The 25,800-nt window shown below is 66.1% G+C and carries 18 protein-coding genes; 3 read left to right on the forward strand and 15 right to left on the reverse strand.

The features are described from left to right. Nucleotides 1–314 precede the first annotated feature (314 nt). The 3 genes from ACODRZ_RS08085 (at nucleotide 315) to ACODRZ_RS08095 (ending at nucleotide 5,354) form a co-directional block, all read left to right on the forward strand. Complete coding sequence (locus ACODRZ_RS08085) at nucleotides 315–2,471, forward strand: TonB-dependent receptor (protein WP_488969349.1); 2,157 nt, start codon at nucleotides 315–317, stop codon at nucleotides 2,469–2,471. A 109-nt stretch (nucleotides 2,472–2,580) separates the two neighbouring features. Beyond that, nucleotides 2,581–3,237, forward strand: coding sequence for a DUF1826 domain-containing protein (locus ACODRZ_RS08090; protein WP_488969350.1), 657 nt, complete (start codon nucleotides 2,581–2,583; stop codon nucleotides 3,235–3,237). Between the two features lie 74 nt (nucleotides 3,238–3,311). Continuing rightward, nucleotides 3,312–5,354 carry a TonB-dependent receptor domain-containing protein gene (locus ACODRZ_RS08095; RefSeq protein WP_488969351.1) on the forward strand — a complete coding sequence of 681 codons (2,043 nt, stop codon included), beginning with the start codon at nucleotides 3,312–3,314 and terminating at the stop codon, nucleotides 5,352–5,354. Between the two features lie 203 nt (nucleotides 5,355–5,557). Here ACODRZ_RS08095 and ACODRZ_RS08100 read toward each other — a convergent pair whose 3' ends face one another. The 15 genes from ACODRZ_RS08100 to nirB form a co-directional block, all read right to left on the reverse strand. Next, nucleotides 5,558–6,529 carry an SMP-30/gluconolactonase/LRE family protein gene (locus ACODRZ_RS08100; protein WP_488969352.1) on the reverse strand — a complete coding sequence of 324 codons (972 nt, stop codon included), beginning with the start codon at nucleotides 6,527–6,529 and terminating at the stop codon, nucleotides 5,558–5,560. Nucleotides 6,530–6,822: 293 nt separating this feature from the next. Continuing rightward, the gene (locus tag ACODRZ_RS08105; RefSeq protein WP_488969353.1) at nucleotides 6,823–8,187 is read right to left on the reverse strand and encodes an LLM class flavin-dependent oxidoreductase; all 1,365 of its coding nucleotides are present in this window, start codon (nucleotides 8,185–8,187) and stop codon (nucleotides 6,823–6,825) included. A 128-nt stretch (nucleotides 8,188–8,315) separates the two neighbouring features. Beyond that, nucleotides 8,316–9,515, reverse strand: coding sequence for a thiolase family protein (locus ACODRZ_RS08110; protein WP_488969354.1), 1,200 nt, complete (start codon nucleotides 9,513–9,515; stop codon nucleotides 8,316–8,318). A gap of 4 nt (nucleotides 9,516–9,519) precedes the next feature. Then, a complete protein-coding gene (locus tag ACODRZ_RS08115) occupies nucleotides 9,520–9,960 on the reverse strand; it encodes a Zn-ribbon domain-containing OB-fold protein (protein WP_488969355.1) in 441 nt (146 codons plus the stop codon). Continuing rightward, complete coding sequence (locus tag ACODRZ_RS08120) at nucleotides 9,947–10,375, reverse strand: Zn-ribbon domain-containing OB-fold protein (protein WP_488969356.1); 429 nt, start codon at nucleotides 10,373–10,375, stop codon at nucleotides 9,947–9,949. The genes ACODRZ_RS08115 and ACODRZ_RS08120 overlap by 14 nt, the downstream gene beginning before the upstream one ends. After that, nucleotides 10,372–11,538: a thiolase C-terminal domain-containing protein gene (locus ACODRZ_RS08125; protein WP_488969357.1), complete on the reverse strand. Its 1,167-nt coding sequence runs from the start codon at nucleotides 11,536–11,538 to the stop codon at nucleotides 10,372–10,374. The genes ACODRZ_RS08120 and ACODRZ_RS08125 overlap by 4 nt, the downstream gene beginning before the upstream one ends. 1 nt (nucleotide 11,539) lies before the next feature. Further along, complete coding sequence (locus ACODRZ_RS08130; protein ID WP_488969358.1) at nucleotides 11,540–12,814, reverse strand: MFS transporter; 1,275 nt, start codon at nucleotides 12,812–12,814, stop codon at nucleotides 11,540–11,542. Next, nucleotides 12,814–15,183 (reverse strand): TonB-dependent receptor, encoded by a 2,370-nt coding sequence (locus ACODRZ_RS08135; protein ID WP_488969359.1) that lies wholly within the window; start codon nucleotides 15,181–15,183, stop codon nucleotides 12,814–12,816. The genes ACODRZ_RS08130 and ACODRZ_RS08135 overlap by 1 nt, the downstream gene beginning before the upstream one ends. 35 nt (nucleotides 15,184–15,218) lie before the next feature. Beyond that, nucleotides 15,219–16,877: a class I adenylate-forming enzyme family protein gene (locus ACODRZ_RS08140; RefSeq protein ID WP_488969360.1), complete on the reverse strand. Its 1,659-nt coding sequence runs from the start codon at nucleotides 16,875–16,877 to the stop codon at nucleotides 15,219–15,221. A gap of 35 nt (nucleotides 16,878–16,912) precedes the next feature. Then, nucleotides 16,913–18,031: an amidohydrolase family protein gene (locus ACODRZ_RS08145; RefSeq protein ID WP_488969361.1), complete on the reverse strand. Its 1,119-nt coding sequence runs from the start codon at nucleotides 18,029–18,031 to the stop codon at nucleotides 16,913–16,915. Nucleotides 18,032–18,260: 229 nt separating this feature from the next. After that, nucleotides 18,261–19,190: a LysR family transcriptional regulator gene (locus ACODRZ_RS08150; RefSeq protein WP_488969362.1), complete on the reverse strand. Its 930-nt coding sequence runs from the start codon at nucleotides 19,188–19,190 to the stop codon at nucleotides 18,261–18,263. A gap of 190 nt (nucleotides 19,191–19,380) precedes the next feature. Next, nucleotides 19,381–20,181 carry a uroporphyrinogen-III C-methyltransferase gene (cobA, locus tag ACODRZ_RS08155; protein WP_488969363.1) on the reverse strand — a complete coding sequence of 267 codons (801 nt, stop codon included), beginning with the start codon at nucleotides 20,179–20,181 and terminating at the stop codon, nucleotides 19,381–19,383. Beyond that, a complete protein-coding gene (locus ACODRZ_RS08160) occupies nucleotides 20,168–22,777 on the reverse strand; it encodes a molybdopterin-dependent oxidoreductase (RefSeq protein WP_488969364.1) in 2,610 nt (869 codons plus the stop codon). Before ACODRZ_RS08160 ends, cobA begins: the two co-directional genes overlap by 14 nt. After that, complete coding sequence (nirD, locus tag ACODRZ_RS08165; RefSeq protein WP_488969365.1) at nucleotides 22,777–23,112, reverse strand: nitrite reductase small subunit NirD; 336 nt, start codon at nucleotides 23,110–23,112, stop codon at nucleotides 22,777–22,779. Before nirD ends, ACODRZ_RS08160 begins: the two co-directional genes overlap by 1 nt. Before the next feature lie 5 nt (nucleotides 23,113–23,117). Then, nucleotides 23,118–25,643 carry a nitrite reductase large subunit NirB gene (gene nirB / locus ACODRZ_RS08170; RefSeq protein ID WP_488969366.1) on the reverse strand — a complete coding sequence of 842 codons (2,526 nt, stop codon included), beginning with the start codon at nucleotides 25,641–25,643 and terminating at the stop codon, nucleotides 23,118–23,120. Nucleotides 25,644–25,800 lie beyond the last annotated feature (157 nt).

Raw genomic sequence — 25,800 nt, forward strand, 5'->3', positions numbered from 1 at the left:
CATTCCCGAACCCCATTCCGGGGCGCTTAGAAAGTTGAAAATGCGGTTTGATGACATATCCAGGTCCAATCGATGACGCGTGCCGCCACGCCCATTCCGGCAAGCGTCCGGTCGCCAGCCTCACGGATGACAGCAGCCCCGAAGGCAAGGTCTGGGACCACTGGAAACTAAAGCCCGAAAATACGATCGAGACATAGTCAGGAAATAATGTTGTAACATCTCATCGAATCAAATATGTGCGCTCCGTCACTGCCCTCGGGTCGCTGCCGACGGATGGCGATACGTTACATCATTTCCTCTCTGGGATCGAACGAATGAAACTCCAGCTTCTCTCCGGCTGCGCCTTGGCAGTTATTGCCTCCCCCACAATCGCCCAGGCGCAATCGACATCGACCCCAGCCCCGACACAGACCCAAGCCCAGGCCAGCGACAGCTTTCATCAGGCATCAGGTTCCGAAATTGTCGTGACCGGTGTCCTGCCGACCAGGCGGCAGGACATGCTGTCGAGCGTCGCGGTCGTGCAGGGGAAGGATCTGGCGCAGGCGATGCGCCCCTCGATCGGCGAAACGCTGGCGCATGAACCCGGCGTCTCGGCCACCTCGTTCGGCCCGAGCGCGTCGCGTCCGGTACTGCGCGGCCTCCAGGGCGAGCGCGTGCGGGTACTGACCAACGGCCTTGGATCGATCGACGTCTCGAACACCTCGGTCGACCACGCCGTCGTCGTCAATCCGCTGCTGGCCGAGCGCATCGAGGTGCTGCGCGGACCGCAGTCGCTGCTCTACGGCTCCTCGGCGATCGGCGGCGTCGTGAACGTCATCGACAAGCGCATCCCCATCGCTGTCCCCGACGAGGCGGTCCATATCGACGCCATGGGCACGTATGGTTCGGCCGCCAACGAGCGTTCGGGATCGGCCTCGATCGACGTGCCCTTGAGCAACGGCCCCGACGGCGGCTGGGTCGCCCATGCCGACGGCAGCTACCTGAAGAGCGACAACGTGCGCATCGGCGGCCATGCCCTTACCCCGGCGCTGCGCGAGCAGGCCCTTGCGACGAGCCTGCTGCCTGCTGAAGACCCTGCGGATGGCGAGGAGGCGATCGACTATGCCGCCAACGCCGCCGTGAAGGGCAAACTGCCGAATTCAGCGGCGAAGACCTGGACCGCCGGAGCAGGCCTTGCCTACATCGGCAGCGGCGGCAACATCGGCGTGTCGTACGGCCACTACGACAGCCTCTACGGCGTGCCGATCCGCTTCGCCACCCAGCCGGGAGACGAGCAGGAAGCCCCCCGTCTGAGCATGAAGCAGGACCGCATCGACATGCGCGCCGAACTCGACGGCGACGGCAATGTGCTCGACAAGGTATCGCTGCGCCTCGGCTATGCGGACTACACCCACGCAGAGCTGGAGGAAGACGGTTCGGTCGGCACCGCGTTCTACAACAAGGGCATGGAAGGGCGCCTCGAATTCACGCAGGCGAGGCACGGCGCCTGGCACGGGGTTACCGGCGTGCAGTTCTACAACCGCGACTTCAACGTCATCGGCGACGAAGCCTTCCTGCCCAAGAACACCACTACCCAGGTCGGCCTCTTCACGCTCCAGCAGCTTGACTACGGCGCGCTCAAGTTCGAGGCTGGCGGCCGCTACGAGCATACCTATCTGTCGGCAAGCCCCCTGAGCGATCAGGAACAGTTCTTCGACGGCAGCCGCACCTACGATGCGTTCTCCGGCTCGCTAGGCGCATCCTACGGGCTCAGCGACAACTGGCGCATCGGCGTCAACCTCTCCCACACCGCGCGTGCACCGGCAGCGGAGGAAATCTTCGCCAACGGCCCGCACGCGGGCACCCAGGCCTACGAAGTCGGCAACCCCGACTTCAAGCTGGAGAAGGCCAACAGCATCGAGGCGATCCTGCGCGGCAGCGGCGAGAACTACACGTTCGAGGCCTCCGCCTATCACACCTGGTTCTCGAACTTCATCTACGAGGACCTGACCGGCGCGGAGGAAGACGGCCTGCCCGTCTACCAGTTCCGCCAGGCCGATGCGCGCTACTACGGCTTCGAGGCACAGGGATCGCTCACGCTCGCCCGGTTCGGAGACGGCAAGGTTGTAGCCGATGCGCTGGGCGACTACGTCCACGCGCAGATCAGCGGCGTCGGCCCCGCGCCGCGCATCCCGCCGCTGCGCGTACTGGGCGGCCTGAGCTACCAGGCACCCAGGTTCGATATCCGCGGCGAAGTGGAGCGCGTCACCAGGCAGGACCGCACGTCCGAATTCGAGACGAGCACGCCGGGCTACACCATGGTCAACGCCGAAGTGAACATCCGTCCCTGGGGCAACGAGCGTCCGCTCAGCTTCGCCCTGTCGGCGAACAACATCTTCGACGTCGTCGCACGCCGCGCATCCTCGTTCCTCAAGGACTACTCGATGCTTGCCGGGCGCGACATCAGGGTCAGCGCGCGAGTAAGCTTCTGACCGGCGTAATCCGGGGGGCGGCGTCCACGCCGCCCCCGCCAAACCGCGCGAGCATGGCGAACGACCGCCACCCTGCTCCAGGATACGTAAGGTCACGCACGTCCAGACCATGAACGCCTTTCCTTTGCCCGACGCCGACACAAGCACCCTACCCTGCCGCGCCAAGGCGCGCGCGCAGACGTCATGGATCGCGGCCGACATTCCCGAAGTGCTGGATCGCATCCACGACGATGCCGTCCACCTCGCGTTGTGGCAGCGCGACCGTCCATCGACGCTCGACTGGCTCGACGCACTCGATTTCGACGAGATCGACGACGTGCAGGAGACGTTCGGGGTGGCCGACCTCGCTTCCTCCATTCCCGCAGCGCTGAAGGATGCCGGCTACCCCGACGATCGGCGCGGCGAAGCGCTCGGGTCGGAGGTCACGGCCCTCGCCCGCATGTTCGCGCGCGTCATGCAGGGTGACGCGGTCCGCATGCGGCTCGAAATCGTCGAGACCGATGCCTGCCGCAAGTTCCACATGGACAACGTCAAGGCGCGGATGCTGGTGCCGCTGACCGAACCCGGCACGCAGTGGATCACGGCGGCAGTCGAACAGGACGCATCCATAAACCAGCTGGCCGCTGGAAACGTCGGTCTGTTCAAGGGCCGCATCTGGGCCGAGGAGCCCGCGATCCTCCATCGTTCGCCGCCTATCGCCGGAACAGACATATCCCGGCTGCTGCTGGTCCTCGATCTGCCCCGACCGGACCCGGAAACTTTTTGAAATATAAATCTAATGTTATATCATCTCATTATGGTCTAGCAGCCGCCCCTCAAGCCTAGAGGGGACAATTCGGCATGAAACATGGAATATTTCTGGCCTCGGTCGCCGGCGCCTGCATCGCTGCGCCGGTGGCACACGCGCAATCGAAGAGCGCCCATCGCGCCGACGACATCGTGGTCACGGCGACCGCGCTCCAGCAGCGCGCGGACGAGACGGTCACGCCGGTCCTGACCCTGAGCGGGGATGATCTCGTCCACCGTCGCCAGGCGACGCTGGGTGAGACGCTGGCCGGACAGCCCGGCGTCAATTTCGACAACTTCGGCGGCGGTGCCAGCCGCCCGGTCATTCGCGGCCAGACCGCGCCGCGCGTGCAGGTATTGTCCGACGCCTCGCAGATCCAGGACGCCTCGCAGGTTTCTCCCGACCATGCGGTCGTTACCGAGCCACTGTTGATGCGCGGGGTCGAGGTTCTTCGCGGACCGGCGACGCTGCTTTACGGCGGCGGCGCTATCGGCGGCGCGGTCAACGTGCTCGACAGCAAGATCCCCACCTCCCTGCCGGTCAATGGCGTCGAAGGCGTCGCCGAAGGGCGTCTCGGTACGGCCGACAACGAGCAGTCGCTGGTGGGCGGCCTGACCGGCGCCATCGGCAACTTCGCCGTGCGGGTCGAGGGCGTGGCCCGCTCCAGCGACGACTACCGCGTCCCTTCGCGCTTCGGCGACCGCCACGTCGACGGCTCGTACAACGATACCTCGACATGGTCGGTCGGCGGCGCCTGGATCGGCGAACGTGGATACGTGGGTGTCGCCTATACCCGGCAGAACAGCGAATATGGCCTGCCCGGTCACAGCCACGACTACGAGGACTGCCACCCCCACGGCTCCAGCCTGCATTGCGGCGGGCACGACGACCATGATCACGAGCACGAGCACGAGCATGAGCACGGCGAGGAAGAGCACGACGAGGTTCCCTACGTGCGCCTGCGCAGCCAGCGGATCGACATTCGCAGCGATTACGAGGAACCGCTTCCCGGCTTCGAGCGCGTCCGCTTCCGCGCCGGAGTGACGAAGTACCGCCACGAGGAACTGGAACATGACGAAGTGGCGACGACCTTCCGCAACAAGGCGCACGATGTCCGCCTGGAACTGACGCACAAGCCGTTGGCCGGGCTGCGCGGCACTTTCGGCGTGCAGCATGCCCGCAGCGACTTCAGTGCCATCGGCACCGAAGCCTACCTGCCCGAGAGCAGGACGACGAACACCGGCCTGTTCCTGTTCGAAACGCTGCAGGCAGGCCCGGTCCGCTTCGAGGCCGCGGTCCGGCAGGAATGGCAGAAGATCGAGACGACGCTCAATCGCAACACAGAGCACAACCCCTTCTCGGTTTCCGGCGCGGCGATCTTGGAAGCCGGTAGCGGCTATTCAGTCGCCATCTCGCTCGCTCGTTCGCAGCGCGCGCCCACGGCGCAGGAACTGTTCGCGCGCGGCGTGCATCTTGCGACCAACACCTACGAACTGGGCGACGCGACGCTGGGCAAGGAAACCTCGCATTCCGTCGACGTGACGCTGCGCAAGTCGCTGGGCAACACGCACTTCACGCTGGGCGCCTATCATCAGGACTTCGACGGCTATATCTACGCCGAGACGCTGGACCGGTTCGAGGACTTCCGCCTGATCAGCTACACGGCCCAGGACGCCACGTTCACCGGCATCGACGGCGAGATCCACCACCAATTCTCGCCCGCATTGGGCATTGCGGTCTTCGGCGATTACGTGCGGGCGAAGTTCAAGGACGCGGGCGGCAACCTGCCGCGCATCCCGGCCGGGCGTCTCGGCGCGCGCGGCGACGTGGCGCTGGCGGGCTTCACGGTGAACGCCGAATACTTCCGCGTTTTCGAGCAGGACCGCCTCGCCTCCTACGAGACGCGCACGCCGGGCTACGACATGGTCAATGCCACGATCTCGTACAAGCTGGACCTCGGCAGGCAGTCGGCGGAACTGTACTTGCGCGGGACGAACCTGACCAACGCGCTCGCGTTCAACCACGCCTCCTTCATCAAGGATGCATCGCCGCTGCGCGGACGCAACCTGGTGTTCGGCCTGCGGACCATGTTCTGACGGTAACGGGCGACCGGCGTGATCAAAGCCCACGCTGGTCGCCTTCATCAAGATATCTATCTGCCCTCAGCCTGATGCGACAAAAATCGCATCGTCATGCGCGATCTCTATATAGGCCGACGTCCTGAAAACCCCGAAGCGTCGGATCCCGTGTAAATCTCAAGCCTGATCGAAGCGTCCTCGGGTGTCGGTTTCCCGGCTTCTCATATGGAAATGCGCCTGGAAGCCGACATAGCTTCCCCCGATGGCGCTGAGCCCTGCGCCACAACGAAACTGTCCCCGAAGCAGCTTCCGATAAGGAGATCGTCACCAACCTGCACTGCGACGGTAGCAGCGTTGAGCGGAGCGCCGGCATGCGCGAAGATGCGACGTGCCGTCATCGTCGTCAGGTCTATCTCATAGACCTCCGAGGGCACCGGGCACGGCTGTTCAGGGTGGGCGAAACATGCCATCGGCTTGGGACCCGCGGCGACACCCGCCACCAGCAGTCGCCCGCTTGTTGTCCACGATGCGTTGTCGGGGTTCGGCACCGCCACAGTAGCGACCACCTGCCCGCTCGCGAGATCGAGCTTGCGCACATCTCCGCCGCGGCTTGCCGTGTTGATGTAGGCGTAACGGCCGGTCGCATCGACCTGCACGCCGTTGGGCATCGGGCTATCGCTCCCCGGCTGGCGCGCGATGGGACTGCCTGGGGTCCAGCGCCACAGGAAGCCGGTGTTTTCACCGCGAGCAGCGCGAGCAGCCGCCTCGCGCGTCGCCGCCCTGTCGCCCATATGCATCGTCGAAACAAGAAACCCTCCACCGGGCAGGGCCGCAACGTCATTGAGATGACTGGAAGCAGGAGCAACTACGCAGCCGCGCCAGTGTGCGGACCATCGCTTGCCCTTCGGCAGGAGTTCGAAGAACTCTACCGATTCCCGGCCACCGTGATTGACCACGAGAAGCTGCCATGCGCCGTCTCTCCGCCGGGACAGGTGGATGCCGTGCGGCAGCAACTCCTCCCCGATCTCCCGCGTGCAGGCCGGATCGCCCCAACCGACCCGCCGTCGAGACGTAGATGGCGCAGGATAGAGTGGCACGACCGCGCCGCTATCAAGATCGACCAACTTCAATACGCCCGGCTGCGGCTCGATACCGTTGGGTCCGCTCTTCAGATGCATGTCGCTGGCGATCACGCTGTGTGTCCCGGGGATGGGCTCCAGATCTTCCGGGAACGGCACACCACAATATGGCTTCAGATTGCCCGAGGGTTCGCACGCCTCCCGAGACGCGGAAGTGGCGTGACCGGGTGCGACCAAAGACGCGAACGCGATCAAGACGGCAAGGGCGCGTCCTGACAGGCGCGAATTTCTGCGGTTCGGCATGAACTCTCCGCTTTCGTCCGGAAAGGCGGCTCGCCGTGCATAAGTCGGCGAGCCGATTCCTCCCCAGGAATGCTGTTTGAAATGAATGGAACGGGTTTGGTCGGTCAGTGCGCCAGCATTGCCGTTTCGGGCGCGGGAACGTCGATCAACGGCAGCGGATCGGCGGGCACCTGCAGGTTTTCGCGCAGGGTGCGCCCTTCGTACTCCGTGCGAAACAGCTTGCGCCGCTGAAGTTCGGGAACGATGCTTGTGATGAATTCCTCGAACGACACCGGATTGACCGCGGGCATAATGTTGAAGCCGTCGCACGCGCCCCCCTCGAACCAGTGCTGCAGTTCGTCGGTGACATCCTTGACCGTGCCGATCACGGCGAAATGCGCGTTCGAGGCGGATGAGCGGATCAGCACCTCCCGCAGGGTCAGTCCCTCGCGCTTTGCGGCCTCGACGTGATGCCTTCCCCGGCTGATGACCGATTCCGGCGGAACATCGGGGAACGGCGCATCGAGATCGTGGCCGCTCAGATCGTAGGCTTTGAGGGCCAGCTGGAGCCTTGCCTGCGCCGCGCGCAGATCGATGCGGGTGTCGAGTTCGGCCCACTTTTCCTGCGCCTGCTCGCGCGTTTCGCCGACCACCACGAGCGCGCCGGGCATCACCTTGACGTGGTCCGGGTTGCGCCCCCAGGCAGCGGCCCGGCGGCGGACATCGTCGCGAAACGACTTGGCCTGCTCGAACGTGGACTGCGCGGTGAAGATGGCTTCGGCCACGCGCGATGCCATAGCCCGCCCTTCCTCGGACTGGCCCGCCTGGATAAGCAGCGGTCGGCCCTGCGCCGAGGCGACGCCCTTGAGCGGCCCCCTCACCCTATAATGCCGACCGACATGATTGATGAGGTGGATGCGGTCGAGGTCCTTGTAGGCACCGCCCTCCTTGTCGCGCGGATAGGCGCCCGGCTCCACGCTGTCCCATAGCTTGAGCACGACATCGACGAATTCCTCGCCCCGGGCGTAGCGCTGCTCCTGCGGCACGAATGTCTGGTCGGCATACTGCGCGGCATCGTCGGGAGAAATGCCGGTGACGATGTTCCAGCCCACGCGGCCGCCGCTGATCCGGTCGAGCGAGAGCACTTCGCGCGCCGCATCGTAAGGCGGACGATAGGACGTGGCGATCGTCGCCGCGAGACCCAGATGGGTGGTGTGCGCGGAGAGGGCCGCCAGCAGGGTCATCGGCTCGAAATTGTCCCCGCCGCTTATATACCGGAAAACATCCGGGTTTTCCGCGTCGCTGGGCGAGGCGGTGTCAGCGATAAACATCATGTCGAACTTCGCCGCCTCCAGCTTGCGCGCAAGTTCGACCCAGCGGGAAAAGTCATGGCCGAACGCATTGTCGGCATCCGGATGACGCCATCCCGCCTGATGGTAGCTGCCCCCGCAGAAGGCACCCAGCTTCATGTGTCCGTTGTTGGTCTTCATGTCGAAACACCGCTCCCGATCTATAAGCCCGGATTAGGCCAATTCCCTGAGGACGGTCCAACAAACCCGTCGTGCCGGACGTCCAACCACACCTGCAATTCGTCTGCACTCCATCGGCCGTCCCATAATCAGGCGCGCAGGACGACGGCCGAGGGATCATGGAAAAAGCTGCCGATGGAGATCAGCGCGGCGCTTGCCCCCGGCACCTGCCTTTCGCCCAGATCGCCGCGCAGTTGCCGCGCGGCCTCTGCGTAGAGATTGGCGCCGCCCGCCCGGCCATGAGAAAGTCCGCCGCCGCCGGTCATGACAGGCACGCGCCCGTCCAGCATCAGCAGGTTACGCGAGGCATCCCACGAGGACCGGAAGAGGTCAGTCGCCTCGCCGATGCCGCAATATCCCGCCGCCTCGGTGATCGCGACCGCGTCCATCGTGTACCCATCGTAGGGGTAGAACAGGTCGATATCGGCAAGCGAGAGTTCGCTGCGCTCCCACAGGCCGTGATGGGCAACCTGAAAGGAATTGTCGCGCCAGCCCGCGAAGTTCTCATAGTATTCGCCGATCCGGGTGCCGCCCAGCGACATGGCGTGGACATGGACCGGCTTGCGGCGCAAGTCGCGCGCACGCTCGGCGGTGGTTATGACCAGCGCCTCGGCGCAGTCGCACGGCACGTCCATGTCCGATATCTGCATCGGATCCCAGATCGTGCGGCTCGCCTCGTAGTCGGCCAGCGATAGCGGATGGCGCAATATCGCGTCGGGGTTGGCCGTCCCCTGCGTGCGGCAGTTCACCGCCATCATCGCGAAAGCATCCTTGCCCACGCCGAAATCGTGCATGTACCGACGCATGATCGCCGCATAGGGCTCGCCCGAATGGATCCAGCGCTTAGCGAAGTCCCCGAGCCCGACGTCGCCGCCGACGTCGGCGTACCGCGCCGCCCTTGCCCGGTACGGGTCGCGCGCGGCGGAGCGGGACATGCTGGCGCCGCGCACGTTCGCCTGGACCAGCAGCGCCATGTCGCAAAGGCCGGAAAACACGGCCTCCACCGTGAAGACCAGCGCCGATCCGAGCCAGCCGTTCTTGCCCCATGTGCAGCGTTCGATCCCCAACGCGCCCTGCAGGCTGAGGAAGCCCGCGCCGCCCATCGCCAGCGGAGTCATGCCGGTGCCGCAAATGCCGTCGATTTCACCGGGGCTTATTCCAGCGTCGCGGATGGCGGCGACGGCCGCCTCCAGCCCCAGCGCCAGTTCGCTGCGTCCGAGGTCGCGGCCGTACCGGGTCGAGCCGATACCGACGATCGCCACTTTGTCCCTGAGCGGATTGCGCGCCATCGCGTCAGCCCACCTCCAGCGGCGTGAAGGCAGGCCAGCGACGCCCCTCCTCCTCGATCCAGGTGAGTTGCACCGGCATGTCATGCCGCAGCCGTTCGGGCGGGCACCCGACCACGCGCGAAAGATAGCGCAGGCCGGGTTGCTCTACGAGTTCGATCGCCGCCGCCAGCAACGGCGCGGTTAGCGGCTTGTCCGGATCACGCGACTGGTGGATCAGCGCCCACATGTAGAGCCTGCCGAGCCCGCTCACCTCCGCAGGCTCCACCGAGAAGCTGAGGCATTCCGGACAGAGGGGGCGGTGAGGGTAGATCCAGTGGCCGCACTCGTTGCAGCGATTGACCAGCAACCGGCTGCGCATCAGCCCGCGATAATGTGCAATGTTGTCCCGATCGACGCGGACGTCGTGGAAATACGCGAAGACCGCAGGGTCGTCAGGCTCGGCCACCAGTCGCCTCCATGCGAAAGACCGGCACTTTGCCGTTGCTCGCGGCGAGCCAGTCGACCACGACCGGCATGCCGATTGCCACCGCGTCCGGATCGGCATCGACGAGGACGGAAACGAGCCGAACGCCGGGCGCCTCGTCGAACTCCACAAGCGTCGGCATCCGCACCTTCATCGCCTCCCCGGAGATCGGCAGAATCGTGAAAGTATGGATACGAGCCTGCCCGGCCGGCCTCCATTCGACCTCCTGCGTGCGGCAACCCGGACAGAAAGGCCCGGCAGGCCAGCGGAAGGCGCCGCAGCACAGGCATGCGGGCATCCGCACTTCGCCCTGCTCGCCCCACTGCCAGAACGGCTCGGACCAGACGTCACGAGCGATCTCCAGGCCTGCGAAATCGGGCATGATGCTGCCCCTCATGGTTCGCTCCTCAGGATCGCCGCGGTCATCGGCGTCGGCGCGGGGCCGCCAGTGACGAGTGCCGTGCGCGCACCCGCGATCTGGTTCACCGCCGTGCCGCGCAACTGCTCCACCGCCTCGCGGATATGCGTCATGCCTACGACGTAAGCTTCCGAAAGATGGCCGCCATGCGGGTTCACCGGGATCGTCCCGTCGAGCCGGATCGCGCCACTTTCGACGAACGGCCCACCCTCGCCTCTGGCGCAGAACCCGAAATCCTCAAGCTGCATGATCACCAGCGGCGAGAAATGGTCGTAGAGGCAGGCCACGTCGATATCCGCAGGCGTCATGCCGGTAAGCTGGTAGAGCCGCTCGGCGACCTTTACCCCGCCCGCCGAGACGAAAGCCTCCGGCGTCTGTCCCAGCCAGAAGAAGGCCCTGCCCCAGTCGCGATTGCCATGCTGCGCGGCCCCGGCGATATAGACCGGAGGCTGCGGCAGGTCGCGCGCCCGCTCGGCGCCGGCAACCACGAAGGCCAGCGCGCCATCGGTCTCGAGGCAGAAGTCGAACTTGCACATCGGATCGGCCAGCATCGGCGCTGCCATGTACTCGTCCATCGAGAGCGGCTTACGGCGGAACGCGGTCTCGCGGGTCGCAGCCGCCGCGCGGGAGGCCATGACGACCTCGGCGAAAGCCTCGCGCCGGGTGCCGAACTCGTGCATGTGCCGCCTTGCCGACAGCGCAAGCGCCTGACCGGGGCCGCTAAGTCCGGCGATGCGATGGAAGATGTTGTCCGGGCTCGCCGCAAAGTTGCCGAGCGCCTGACCGACCCGCCGCCCGACCTGCTGCGTCGCCCCGATGCACACCACGTTGCGCGCGCGCCCCGTCGAGACGGCCATGTCGGCAAGGTCGAGCATCCCCGCCATCCCGCCGCCGAACGCAGAGACGCAGTGCGCGAAGGTCACGTTCTTCAGACCAAGTTGCTCGATGATCATGCCGGTGTCGAAACCGAAGGCGAAGAAGGCGAGACCGTCGACATCGTCGATATGCAGCCCGGCATCGGCAACGGCGGCCAGCACCGCCTTGTCGATCAGTTCAAGCACCGTCTGCGGCGCGCTCTCGCCGCGAAAATAATACGGCGTCGCCCCGCTGCCGACGATCGCGGATTGCGCTTTCCTGCCCATGTCACTGCATCTCCAGAGCAGGCAGGGTGCGGGATGAGGCATCGTTCCCGGCACCACTGCCGGGCGCTGCCCGCCCGCGCGGCAGCATCAGGAACACGAGGCTGCCCAATGCGATCGCGCAGGCCACGACCATCAGGAACGGCGCGAAGCTGTCACTGGTGCGCAGCAGCACGCTCAGCAGCAAGGCCCCGAGCGCCGAGGCGGCGAACACCCCGCAGTAAACGAGGCTTAGCGTCGTGCTGAATATCCGCAGCGGGAAGTAGCGCGCGACGAGGAACGACTGCAGATCGCCTTCGGCGCCGACCGCGAAGCCCACCATGAACATCGCCGCTCCGATCACGACGGTGGTGTCCAGCGAACTGGCCAACAAAGCATATCCCAGCGCAGGCGGCAGCATCGAGATCGCCGCGACAACCGGAGCCGAGAACCGGTCGAGCGCCAGTCCGCAACCGATCCTCCCGATCACGGTGCCAATGCCGTAGATCGAGATCATCCCCGCAACCGCTCCGCTGCCGAGGTGATTGTCGTGCAGCATCAGCGCCATCTGCGAACTGTGCAGCGGCGTCTGCAGGGTGCACAGAAGCATCGCGACGAAGATCATCCAGAACGGCCCACTGCGCAGGATCGCCCCGTAGTCAGCCCGCACCGTGGCGGCCTGGACACGCGGCCCTGCAGCACCCTCGCGGTCGTGAGGCGGCACCAGCGCCAGCGCCGTCAGTCCGCAGACCAGCACGAACACCGCCAGCGCGCGATAGCCGACCCGCCACCCCCAGGCGTCGATCACCGCCGTCAGCAGCGGCGCCGCGATCGCCCCGAGCAGGGCGGGCGCGATCGTCACGAACGTCAGCGCAAGGCCGCGCGCCTTGTCGAAATCGGCCGCGATCAGGCGGGTGTAGACCACCGGGCTGGTGAAGCTGCCCAGCGCCAGGATCATGCAGGATATCGCGAAGTAGACCGGGAAGCTGCCGCTCATGAAGCTGTAGGCGCTCAGGCAGGCAGGGATGCCCAGCACGCCCACCAGCGCGGTGCGGCGCACGCCGAAGCGGTCGGTCAGGCGGCCGATGAACGGCAACGCGATCAGCGTCGAAAACATCGCCAGCCCGATCAGCGCGAACTGCGACCGCGACCAGCCGAACGTGCGGACCAGATACGGCCCGAAGATCGTCGTGGTATAACTCATCAGCATGAGCCCGCCGCCCGACCCCAGGGCGGCGGCCGCCAGCGACCGGGCGTTGCGCCGGATCTCGCCGAAGTAGCTTGCGGGCACCGCCTCCATCAGCGGCTGCCGATGGCGAAGCGGGCGGTCAGACCGATCTCGCGCTGCGGAGTCAGGGAGATGATGCGGTAGCGGCTTGCCGGAGTGACACCTCCTACGACAGAGGCCCCGCTCACCGGAGCCGTGGCCCCTCGCGAAAGCACCTTGTCGGTATCGAACAGGTTCTTGGCGTAGAAGCCTACGTCCCATGCACCATCGTCCGCGCGGACACCGGCATAGAGATTGACGAGCGCATAGGCCGAAATGTCGTCGATCGGGTTCACCGGGTCGTTGCGCGACTTGCCGTAGAAACTGGCAAGGCCACGCAGATAACCGTCGATACCGGAACCGATCGGCGCGGTGTATTCGGACTGCACGGTGGCCGTGAAAGGCGCGTTCGGCCCGGCTCGCAGCCCGTCGACCTGACAGACCGAGACCTGCTCACCGCCCGAGGCATCTAGGATCTGCGCCGCCGTAGGAACGCCCGCATAGGGATTGCAGGGGATCGTCGCGTTGTCGATCGTGCCCTTGGCGTAGCTCATCGTCGCGCCGATGTCCCAGCCGTGAATCGGCGTGCCCGACACTTCCAGTTCGGCGCCGTTGACCTTGGCCGGAACGCCGACTGTCAGCGCGGTGATCTGGCGTACGCCGACGGAACCGCCGACATCGGCGATGTAGAAGATGCTCGGCGCCGCATAGGCGAAGTTGTCGAAGGTCTGGTGGAACACCGTTGCATTGATCCGCAGCCGACCGCCCAGCCACTGCGACTTCACGCCCAGTTCGTAGGACTTGGACTTCTCCGGATCCGGATAATACAGGCTGGCGAGCAGCCCATAAGGTTGCGACTGATCCCGCAATTGCACGGGATTGGACCCGGAGCCCGGCCGCCACGAAGTTCCGAAGCTGGCATAGGCCATCAGGTCGCGCGTGAAGTTGTGCTTGATCGATGCCGAATAGATCGTCGCGTGCAGGGTACGGTCTTCGTCAGCCGCGGGAACCGGCACGCCCCGGGTCACGAGGCTTCCTTCGGAATGATAGCGGATGCGCCGGATGCCCCCTGAAACCTCGGTGGCCTCGCCCAGATGCGCAGTCACGTTGCCGAAGAAGGATCGCTCGAACGAACTGCCGACGCGCTCGACCGGAGTGCGATTGAGCAAGACGGGTCGCGCCGTGCTCCCGGCGAAAACAGGCGTCTGAACCTCGAGGTTCGTCGGATTGTAGAGCTTGTTCCACAAGGCGCCGACGACGTAGTCGAAGATGCCGAGAACGCGCTGGTCCGACGACAGCCGCAGTTCATGGTTGGTCTGCTTCGCATTGGTGCTGGAATTCTGACCGGCGCCGAGAAAATCCTCCGGTGCCGTCGCAGGCAGCGCGGCGCCGAGGTCGTTGGGCTGCAGCGATCGGTACTTCTGCTTGTTGTGCGAGCCAAGATAGTTCAGCGACTGCCCGAAGATCTGCCAGTGGGCAGCCCAGTTCCAGACTGTAAAGCTCTGACGATAAGTGTAGGGCGTATACATGACCGAGGTGCGATCGTCCGGCGTCAGCGCAACCGGCGCCGCAGGTGCGGCCGGGTCGATGTAGTCGAGCGATTCCGCCAGCAGGAAAGAGACGGCCTTGCGGATGGTCTGAGTGTAGCTGCCGTCAAGCGTCAGCCCGTCGATCGGCTCCGCGCGGACGGACAGGCGCCCTCCCTGCGTGCGGCGGCTCGGCTTCGCATCGTCGTTGATGCTGTGAATGCGGTTGTCGTCGGTCTCGTCCATGACGCCCGCGAGGCGGATCGCCAGACGGTCCCTCACCAGCGGGATGTTGAGCGCCGCCTGCCCGTTGACGTCGCCCCATGTGTTCACCGTGGCGGTCATCGTCGCACCGACTTCGGACAATTCGGGCTTGTGCGTGGTCACGGTGATCGATCCCGATGGCGAGGCGCGGCCGCGCAACGTCCCCTGCGGGCCGCGCAGCACCTCTATCTGGCCGACGTCGAACATCGACTGGAACAGGATCGCCGCCGTGATCGGCGCATCGTTCATGTAGAATTCGATGGTGCCGTTGTTGCCGCTGGCGTTCACGTCAAAGGCAACGCCGCGCAGCGTGGCGCGGGTGGCGACGCCATTGGGCTCCTGCCCCAGCGACAGCCCGGGTACGAGGGCCTGGATCTCACGGAATTCACGCAAGTTGAGTTTCTGGATCTCCTGCCCGGTCACCGCCTGCACGGTCAGCGGCACGTCCTGCAGCGACTCTTCGCGGCGGCGGGCCGTGACGATGATGTCCGCGTTTATATCAGCTGCCTGCTGCGGCGCGCCTTCCTGCGCGGCGGCTTCCTCCGCCTGCGACGTCGCACCCAGGGCCAGCAGACTTGCTCCCGCGATGGTCATTGCCCTCAAGTTCTTCATCCAATCCTCCCTCGTCGTTTTTTGATTTTTCGTGTTCAGATCGCGACCGCCGCCGTCGCCCATGCAGCCAGCGCGATCCTGTCGAGCTTGCCGCTGCCCAGCCTCGGCAGGTCATCGACGAAGACGATGTCGCGAGGCAGCTTGAAATGCGCGAGGCGCGGCTTCAGCCAGGCGTGCAAATCCTCGGGGCTGACCGCGCTTGCCGGACGCCGCACGACGTAGACCCGCAGCACTTCGACCTTGCGCGGATCCGCAACACTTACGGCGGCGCAGTGCGTCACGTCCTCGTGGCCGACAAGGCAGCGCTCGACCTCCTCGAGGCTGACGTTCTCGCCGCCGACCTTGGCCATCAGCTTGATGCGGCCGCGATACGTGACGTAGCCGTCCTCATCGATGCTCACGAGGTCTTCGCTGTGCACCCAGCCCTCGGCATCGATCGCCCGCGCCGTCTCCTCGGGTCTGTTCCAGTAGCCGATCATGGTGTTGCCGCGGATCCACGCCTCGCCGGTCTGGCCGGGGCCGAGATCGCGCCCGGTTTCGGGATCGACCACCCTTATCTCGTTGCCCGGCAGCGGCCTTCCGCCGGTCGACAGCATCCTCGCGGGGTCGTCCCCGGGGCCGGTGATCGCGCAAGGGCCGTAAGTCTCCGTCAGGCCATAGGGAGAGAACGCGAAGGTGACGTTGGGCATCACCGCGCGCGCCGCGTCGTTGTGGAGCGGCGCCATGCGCAGACTGGAGAACGTGATCCCGCGCGCCTGCGCTTCCATCACCGCTTCCTTGCCGAGCACGCTGACGAAGATCGTCGCCTGCTCCTCGACGATAAGCCGCACGGCCAGATCGACGCTGAACGCCTCGGTGAAAACCAGCGTGCCGCCCTGCGGCAACATGCTCATCAGCCCGTAGATGCTGCCTCCCGCATGGAACAGCGGCATCATCGAGAAGTAGACGTCGTCCCGCCGCATGCCCGTGCGACCGGCATGGAGGATACCATTCGCCGCGAAACCGCCCTGCTGCAGCATCACGCCCTTGGGAAAGCCGGTGCTGCCCGAGGTATACTTGACCACGAAGACGTCCTGCGGCGTCACCGCCTCGGCCATCCGGTCGGCAACGGCCAGCCAGTCGCCATGGCCTTCGCGGCCGAGAGCTTCGAGCGCCGACCAGTCGAAAGCGGCGCGGTGGGTCGTGCCCTCGCGGGCGCACAGGATTACGTTGCGCAAGTCCGGCATCGCGCGCGAGCACAATGCGCCTGGCACCTTCGCCTCGGCGAACTCGGGACAGATTTCCCCGAGGATCGCAGGCATGTCGAGCTTGCGGAAGCGATCGAGCATGATCAGGTGGCGCGCACCCGACTGCCGGATGCAATAGGCGATCTCCGGGGCCTTCAGGAACGTGTTGATCGGCACCACGGCGGCCCCGATCCGGGCCGCCGCGAAGAACGAGACGATCCATTCCAGCCGGTTGGTCACCCACAGCACGATCCGGTCGCCGCGCGTGACGCCGATGCTGGCGAGGCCCGCCGACATGTTGCGCACTCGCTCCAGCAACTGCGCGTATGTCAGGCGCGTGACCATGCCCGCATCGTCGGCCGCGACGAGCGCGTCATGCCCCGGATCGAGCGCGGCGGCATCGCTCAGCACCTGCCACATCGTGCGCGATCGGGCCGCCTCCAGCGCCTCCGCGTCTTCCCGGGTCACCGGCCGCCACGCTACCTTTGCTTGTGTGTCCGCGATCATCCGGCTGCGAACTCCGGCCGGTCGAGGCGGAACAGCCGCGCCGCATTGCCGCCGACGATGGCCGCCTTGTCCGCCTCGGAGATGTCGATGCCCTCGAACAACTCCGCGATGACCTGGCGGGATCGAGGGAACGTGCCCTCGTGGTGCGGATAGTCCGCGCCCCACAGCAAGGCCGCCGTCCCGGTGACAGAACGCGACATGATGCCGGCACGATCCGTCTGGAACGAGCAGGCGACCTGCCGGGCGATGATCTCGCGCGGGGTCAGCGACAGCTTGGGCCGCACGAAGGACTGGTGCGCCTCGTAGACTTCGTCCATCCGTTCGGCCAGAGCCGCCAGCCAGCTGGCGCCGCCCTCGATCACGCAGACCTTGGCGCCGGGGAAGCGATCGAGCAGCCCGCCCGCGACCATGGCGCCGATGGTGACCATGCCGTCGGTCGCCTGGATCATGTAGTTCATCACCGCGCCGCCCGCGCCGCGAAAACTGCGCACGTCGTTGCGGCCGGTCCCGGTGTGCAGCGCGAAGACGATGCCAAGGCGCTGCGCGGCATCGAAGACCGGATCCCATGCTTCGCTGGTATATTGCGGAATGCCGGAATCGCGCTCGATGAGGCTGGGCAGCATGGCGGACGTGAAGCCTAGCACGGCAAGGCGCTCCATCTCGGCGATGGTGTTGCGAAAGTCGCGCACCGGCAGGATGCCGCAGCGAACGAACGTGCGCGTATGGTCCTTCAGCAGACCGTGCAGCCAGTCGTTGTAGACTTGCGCGGTGGCCAATTCCGCCTCTGCGTTCTCGATCATGTAGGCGGTGAGGCCGAGACTGGGGAACACGATCTCGGCATCGACGCCGTCGAGCGCCATGTCCTGTAGACGAAACTCGACTTCCCGGTTGCCGCGACGGTCCGGGCGGCCGAACGGCTCCCCGTCAGGCCCCAGACGGGGCGGCCCGCGCTCTATGGGCGTTTTCTGCAGAACCTTGTCGCCCGCCATCGACAGGATGAAGTCATCCTGCTTTACCGCATGGAGACCGAAAGTGCGCAGCGAGGGCGGCAGCCCTTCGCTGAACAGGTCCGATGGCTCGACGAAATGTCCGTCGGCGCTGAATACGAAAGTCATCCCGCCCTCTCCCGAAAGCGGCCGCGCCGGTTATCCTTTTTTCCGAAGACTCTTCGGTGACGCAAGGCCAGACCGTGTCCGCCGGGAAACTCCCGACAGATGCGCCTATCCCTGTGCCCCCCGCGAGTTCCGCGCGGCCTGTCGCTTTGTTCGCAATCAGGGGTAAGTCAGGACAGGTCACCGGAATAGCCGCGAAATCCGGAATACCCCCATCGATTTTACCGATGGGTTAGGCGTGCTCGATCAGATAGCGATCGAACGCGGCGACCAGCCTCCCGCGCGAGATGTCGCGGGGCCGGGCGAGGCTCAGCGCCCGGGTATAGGCGAAGCCGGACACGGTCAGCCGGACTAGGCGCCCCTGCTCCAGATCGGTTCGCACCACTTCATGCGACAGGCAACCGATGCCGCCCCCGGCGACGACGGCATCGCGGATGCCCCAGTTGCTGGTCGATTCGAAAGCCACGCGCAACTGTCCGATCTGTTCGTGCATCATGTAGCGCAGGCGCGCCGACTCCGACGAGGCCGCTTCGCGCAGGCACCATCGCTCTCCCGCCAGATCGCGGATCGTCAGGCCCTGCTGCCCCGCCAGCCGGTGATCGGGCGCGACGATGAGTACCATCTCGTCCGTCCGCCAAGGCGTAAGCTCGACACCGGGGACGTCGGGGAAGTTCTCGATCACCGCCGTCTCCAGTTCGAACCGGCTGAGCCGCTCGAAAAGGTCCATGGTCGATTGGGATTCGACGCGGATCTGCACTTCCGGGTGGCTGCGCATGAAGCCGACGCACAGTTGTGGCAGGATCGTTTCGGCCACCATCGGTGTCGCGCCCAGCACGAGTTGCCCGTTCAGCGGCGCATCGTCGCGATCGCCCTCGATGTCGGCAATCTGGCCGAGAACCGAACGAACGGTGGAACGCAGCCGCTTGCCTTCATCGGTGATCTGCAGCGGGCGGCCTTTGGCATGGGCGAAAAGCTGCCGTCCCAGGATGATCTGCAAGTCGGTCAATGCGCTGCTCGCCGCGCTCTGGCTCATATTCAAACGGTTCGCGGCAGCAGTCACGTTGCCGGTGGCTGCAACGGCGTCAAAAACCTGAAGTTGCCGGATCGTCACTTTCATGTTGATGGGGTGACGTTCGATGCTGGAGCGCGCAAGAAAATTCACGCATCGGAAGCAGAACCGAACCCCGTGCGGCTCGATGACCGCTAGGGTACAAGTCGTGCCCCAGCGGCTGCTCTGGATCGTCTTCAGGTTGGCTTGATAGCCCTACGCCGTTTCCGGGTGCGCGGCCAGCATGACAAAGGCGGGCAAATATGGCTGTACGCCGGGTCATGACCGTCGTCGGCGATTGTATCTATCCCCCGACAGAGGGGGCGACGTGCATCATTTCCGCCGAACTGACCGGCACGTTTCCATCGGCTTGCCTGACGGCTTCACCGATCAGGATCAGCGTCGGACGGTTCTCGGCAAACGCCTGGGCCACCAGCGGCAGCAGATCGAGGCGGGTACGCAATTGCTGCTCCTGCGGCAGCGATGCGTCGCAGGCAATCAGGGTGGGTGTCGATCCCGGGAGACCGGCGGCGATCAGCGCCGAGCTCAGTTCCGGAGCAGCTTCACGGCCCATGTAGACCGCCAGTGTGCAGGCGGGGTCCGCCAACGCACGCCAATCCAGATCCAGTGCCTGCCCGTTGCGGCTATGCGCGGTGACGAACTGCACCCGGCGCGCGATCCCCCGCAACGAAAGCGACAGGCCCGCCGATGCTGCTACCGCGCTGGCGGCCGTGATGCCGGGGCAGATGCGCACAGGGACGCCGACATTGCGCAAGGCAGTCATCTCCTCGGTCGCGCGCGCGAACATGGCGGGATCGCCGCCCTTGAGGCGCACGACGCGCTTTCCGGCAAGCGCCGAGGCGACGAGCATCTCGTCGATGGTCTGCTGGTCCTTCGAGTGGCGGCCCGACCGCTTGCCGACGCTGACCGCTTCGGTTCCGGTCGGTATCAGGTCCAACACGCCGGGGCCGACGAGCGCGTCGTAGAACACTATGTCGGCGGCCACGATCAGCTTCTCGGCCTTGCGCGTCAGCAAGTCCGGGTCGCCCGGCCCGGCGCCGACCAGCCAGACTTCACCGGGGGCGATCAGTTCATTCGGCTGCATCGAGTACCTCCTCGTTGGTCTGGGTGAGAATCTTGGCGAGCGCGGGGCGGCACGAGCCGCAATTGGTTCCGGCGCCGAGCGCCTTGCCGATGGCAGGAACATCCACTAGCGCCTGCTCGCGGATGGCGGCGACGATCTGGTTGAGGCCGATGTCAAAGCAGACACATACCGTCGCCCCCTTGTCCGGTTGGCTGCCGGGGCCGCGCGCGGCGAGCACGGTGGCGCCGACGTCCTCGACCGCAAGCTGGCCGATCAGCCAGTCGCGCGAGGGCAGCAGGCCGGAGCGGGTGACGAACAGCACGCCCGCCAGCCTGCCCTCGACCACGATCGCTACGCGACGCGAGCCTCGGGTGTGGTCGATGGCCTCAATGCGCTCGCCTTTCGGCAGGCACGCCTCGATGCGGGCGGCATCGCCATTGCCCGCGATCTCGTAGAGCGCGCCGCCGGGCACCGCCACGCGCGTCGCCCACAGGCAGGGCACGCGGGCAGGTTCGTCGCCGCGCAGGATGAGGAAGCCCTTCCACTGGGTCTCGACTTTGGCGAGCGCGGCGGGAGTGGACTTGAAGCCGGGTTGGCCGGAGTGCGGATCGACCAGCGGGCGCGGGAGCAGGCCGGTGCGGCCGCCGGTGGAAATCTGGTCGGTCCAGTGGATCGGCGTGAAGATCTCGCCCGGACGCTGGCCATCGCTGAGCATCACGCGGAAGGTGCTGTTACCCTGCGGGGTCGAGACGCGGGCCAGATCGCCGTCCTTCAACGCCAGTGCAGCCGCGTCGGCGGGATGGACCTCGACCAGCGGCTCCTCGCGGTGGCGCGCCAGCTTGGGGGCAAGGCCGGTGCGGGTCATCGTGTGCCACTGATCGCGGTAGCGCCCGGTGTTCAGCGTCAGCGGCCAGTCGGCGAGCGGGGCCTGCAGGTCCATCTGCCCGACCTTGACCATCCGCGCGCGTCCGCCCGGCGTCGGGAAGCGGCCATCGGCAAACGGCGTGCCGCCCCAGCGGAACGGCTCCATCGCGTCATAGGCGAGGTTGCCGATCGCGGCGTGGGCGGCGAGGTTCAGAACGCGGGCGCCATCATTCTGATATGCGGTCAGGCGCGCATGTTCGCGCCAGATGTCGGCGGGCGTGTCATAAGCAAAGGCACTGCCCCAGCCCATTCGGCGGGCGACTTCCTTGACGATCCACCAGTCGGGCTTCGCCTCTCCGGGCAATGCCATGAACGGGCGCTGGCGGCTGATCGTGCGTTCCGAATTGGTGACGGTGCCGTCCTTCTCGCCCCATGCCGCTGCGGGGAGGCGCACGTCGGCATAAGCGGTGGTGTCCGTGTTGGCGATGACGTCGGAGACGACGACGAAGGGGCATTTCTCCAGCGCCGCGCGCACGTTTCCGGCATCGGGCAGCGAGACGGCCGGGTTGGTCGCCATGACCCACAGCGCCTTGATGCGCCCCTCACCGATGGCGCGGAACAGGTCCACCGCCTTGAGGCCCGGCTTCGTCGCCATCGTCGGTGCGGCCCAGAAGCGGCCGACGCGCGCGACGTTCTCGGGCGCGAAATCCATGTGCGCCGCCAGCGTCGAAGCGAGCCCGCCGACCTCGCGTCCGCCCATCGCATTAGGCTGGCCGGTGATCGAGAACGGCGCCGCGCCCGGCTGGCCGATGCGCCCTGTAGCGAGGTGGACGTTGATGATCGCGTTGACCTGATCGGTGCCACGGATCGACTGGTTGATCCCCTGACTGAACAGCGTGACGGTGCGCGGGTTGGCGGCGAACAGCTCGTAGAACTTCAGCAGCAGCGCGGGATCAAGGTCGCAGGTCTGCGCCGTGCTCCACACATCATGGCCGCTCGCAAGGTGCTCCCATAAACCCTCGGGCACATCGACGTGGGCAGCCATGAACGCCTTGTCGACCATGCCTTGCTCGGCCAGCCACGCCAGCAGCCCGTTCATCAGCGCCACGTCGCTGCCGGGGCGCAGTGGCAGATGGAGGTCGGCGCCCTCGCAGGTCTCGGTACGACGCGGGTCGATGACGACCAGCTTCGTGCCTCGCCCGGCGCGTGCGGCCTGAATGCGCTGGTAGACAATCGGGTGGCACCATGCCGTGTTCGAGCCGACCAGCACGACAAGGTCGGCCTTGTCGAGATCCTCGTAACCGGCGGGCACCACATCCTCGCCGAAGGCGCGGGTATGGCCGGCGACCGCGCTCGACATGCACAGGCGCGAATTGGTGTCGATGTTGGCCGAGCCGATGAAGCCCTTCATCAGCTTGTTGGCGACGTAGTAGTCCTCGGTCAGCAGTTGTCCCGAGACATAGAACGCCACGCTGTCCGGCCCATGTCGCGCGATGGTGTCGCGAAAGCGCTTCGCCACGAGGTCCAGCGCCTTGTCCCAGCGTACGCGCTTGTCGCCGATCATCGGGTGGAGCAGGCGGCCGGTCAGCCCGACCGTCTCGCCCAGATGCGTACCCTTGGAGCAGAGGCGCCCCGCATTCGCCGGGTGTGCCTCGTCCCCCCGGATCGTCACCTCGCGCGCACCCGTGGGGGTGGCCGAGATGCCGCAGCCGACGCCGCAATAGGCGCAGGTCGTGCGGACCGCCTCGCGCATCAGGCCGCGTCCCTCATCACTTCGGGACACGCCAGCAGGATGCGACCGTTCTCCTCACGCACGGCAATGGTCGGGGTGCAGCCGCTGTCCGCCCCTTGCGCCTCGCCGCTCGCCAGCGCGATGTTCCAGTTGTGCAGCGGACAGGCGACCGAATGGCCATGGACGATGCCCTGGCTGAGCGGCCCCTTCTTGTGCGGGCATTCGTTGACGAGCGCGAAGACCTTGTCGTCGCCGGTGCGGAACACGGCGATCTCCGGCTCCCCGTCGAACCGCACGGTGCGCGCGCCGCGCTGGGGGATGTCGCTCAGGGTTCCGATATCGATCCAGTCGGTCATGGGTGTCACTCCGCCGCTTCGAGGGCTTGGGGTTGGAGGTGCTGGTGCAGGTCGGTGCGATCGCCCGAGGCGCGTTCGGCCCACGGATCATCCTGGCTGAAGCTCTGCGAATAGAGGAACCGCGCGGCGAGCGCCTTGCGGCCCGCCTCGTCCTCGACCACGCGGGACTTCACGTAATCGACGCCGACGCGCTCGATCCACGGCGCGGTGCGTTCCAGATAGCGCGCTTCCTCGCGGTAGACCTGGATGAAGGCGGCGCAATATTCGAGCGCTTCCTCCTCGGTCGCGACCTTGCACAGGAAGTCGGTGGCGCGCACCTTGATGCCCCCGTTGCCGCCCACGCTCAGTTCGTAGCCGGAATCCACGCAGACGATCCCGAAGTCCTTGATCGTCGCCTCGGCGCAGTTGCGCGGACAGCCGGAGACGGCGATCTTGAACTTGTGCGGCATCCAGCTGCCCCAGGTCATCCGCTCGGTCCTGACGCCGAGGCCGGTCGAATCCTGCGTGCCGAAGCGGCACCACTCCGAACCCACGCAGGTCTTCACCGTGCGCAGCGACTTGCCGTAAGCATGGCCCGAGACCATCCCGGCGGCGTTGAGATCGGCCCAGACGGCGGGCAAATCCTCCTTCTTGATCCCGAAGATGTCGAGGCGCTGGCCGCCCGTCACCTTCACCATCGGCGCATCGTACTTCTCGACCACGTCGGCGATCGCGCGCAACTCGCGCGGGTTGGTGAGGCCACCCCACATGCGCGGGACCACCGAATAGGTGCCGTCCTTCTGGATGTTGGCGTGCATACGCTCGTTGACGAAGCGGCTCTGCTGGTCGTCCACGTATTCGCCGGGCAGCGCGCAGAGCAGGTAGTAGTTGAGCGCCGGGCGGCAGGACGAACAGCCATCCGGCGTCGCCCAGTGCAGCTTCTGCATCACTTCAGGGATCGAGCGCATGTCCTGCGCCACGATCTCGCGGCGCACGTCGTCGTGCGTGAAGCTGGTGCACTTGCACAAGGTCTTCGGCCCTGCCTCGACCTCTTCGCCCAGCGTCAGCGCCAGCAGGCTCTCGACAAGGCCGGTGCACTGCCCGCAGCTGGCCGAGGCCTTGCAGGTAGCGCGCACCGCATCGAGGCTGCAGGCACCTGCCTCGATGCAACCGACGACCTGGCCCTTGGAGACGCCGTTGCAGCCGCAGATCTCGGCATCGTCCGAGAGCGCCGCAACGGCCGCCTTAGGGTCCAGCGCGCCTCCTCCCGAGGCGAAGGCCTGGCCGAAGATCAGCAGGTCGCGGACTTCGGAAACGTCCTCGCCCTTCTTCAGCAGGTCGAAGTACCAGCCGCCGTCCGCCGTATCGCCGTAGAGCACCGCGCCGACGATGCGGTCTTCCTTCACCACGACGCGCTTGTAGACGCCGCGCGCGGCATCGCGCAGCACGATGTCCTCGCAGCCCTCGCCGCCGGAGAAATCGCCGGCGGAGAACACGTCGAGCCCGGCGACCTTCAGCTTGGTCGAGGTGACCGAGCCGCGATAGCCGGTGTGCCGGTCGGTCAGCCCGTCGGCGAGGCTGCGGCACATGTCCCACAGCGGCGCGACGAGGCCGTAGACGTTGCCGTCATGCTCCACGCATTCGCCGACCGCGAGCACGCAAGGGTCGCTGGTGACCATGTGGTCGTCGACCTTGATGCCGCGCCCGACGTCCAGCCCCGCCTCGCGCGCCAGCGCGGTGGCGGGACGGATGCCCACGGCCATGACGACGAGGCTGGCCGGAATCTCGCGCCCGTCCTTGAGGCGCACGCCCTCGACCTTGCCCTCGCCGTAGATTTCGGCGGTGTCGGCGCCCGTCAGGATGGTCTGGCCGCGACCTTCCAGCGCGGACTTGAGCAGCCAGCCCGCGGCCTCGTCCAGCTGGCGCTCCATCAGCGTGGACATGAGGTGGATGACGGTGACCTTCATGCCGCGCAAGGTCAGACCATGCGCCGCTTCGAGGCCCAGCAGGCCGCCGCCGATGACTACGGCGGAGCCGCCACCTTGCGCTTTTCCGGCCTCGGCAGCCGCCAGCATCGTGTCCACATCGTTCATGTCGCGGAACGAGATCACGCCGGGCAAATCCTTGCCGGGCACCGGAATGATGAACGGATCGGAGCCGGTCGCGATCAGCAGGCGGTCGTAATGCACCGTGCGGCCCGAGCGGGAGGTCACGGTTTTCGCCGCGCGGTCGATCGCGGTGACGGGGTCGGCGGTGATGAGGTCGATGCCGTTCTCGTCGTACCACTCGCGGGTGTTGATGACGATCTGGTCGAAGGTCTTCTCACCCGCCAGTACCGGCGAAAGCATGATGCGGTTGTAGTTCACATGCGGCTCTGCGCCGAAGATCGTCACGCGGTAGCGGTCCGCATCGCGCGCCAGCAGTTCCTCGACCGCGCGGCAGCCCGCCATGCCGTTGCCGACGACGACCAGATGCTCGCGCACATCGTCGGAGGGCACGATCAGCGCGTCGTCATAGTCGGAATTGGGTTCGATCCCGTCCTGAAAGTCCATGTTCGAAACTCCGGCAATGTCATGGGAAAGGGAGTTGAAAACGAGAAAAGGCCGCCATCCAGACCCCCGGTGCGAAACCGGAAGTCAGGATGGCGGCCTTGCCATCATTCGGTGCCTACGCGCCCCGTCAGTGGGACATTTCGGCGATGTAGGAAGG

This window comes from Novosphingobium sp. FG90 (assembly GCF_057808725.1).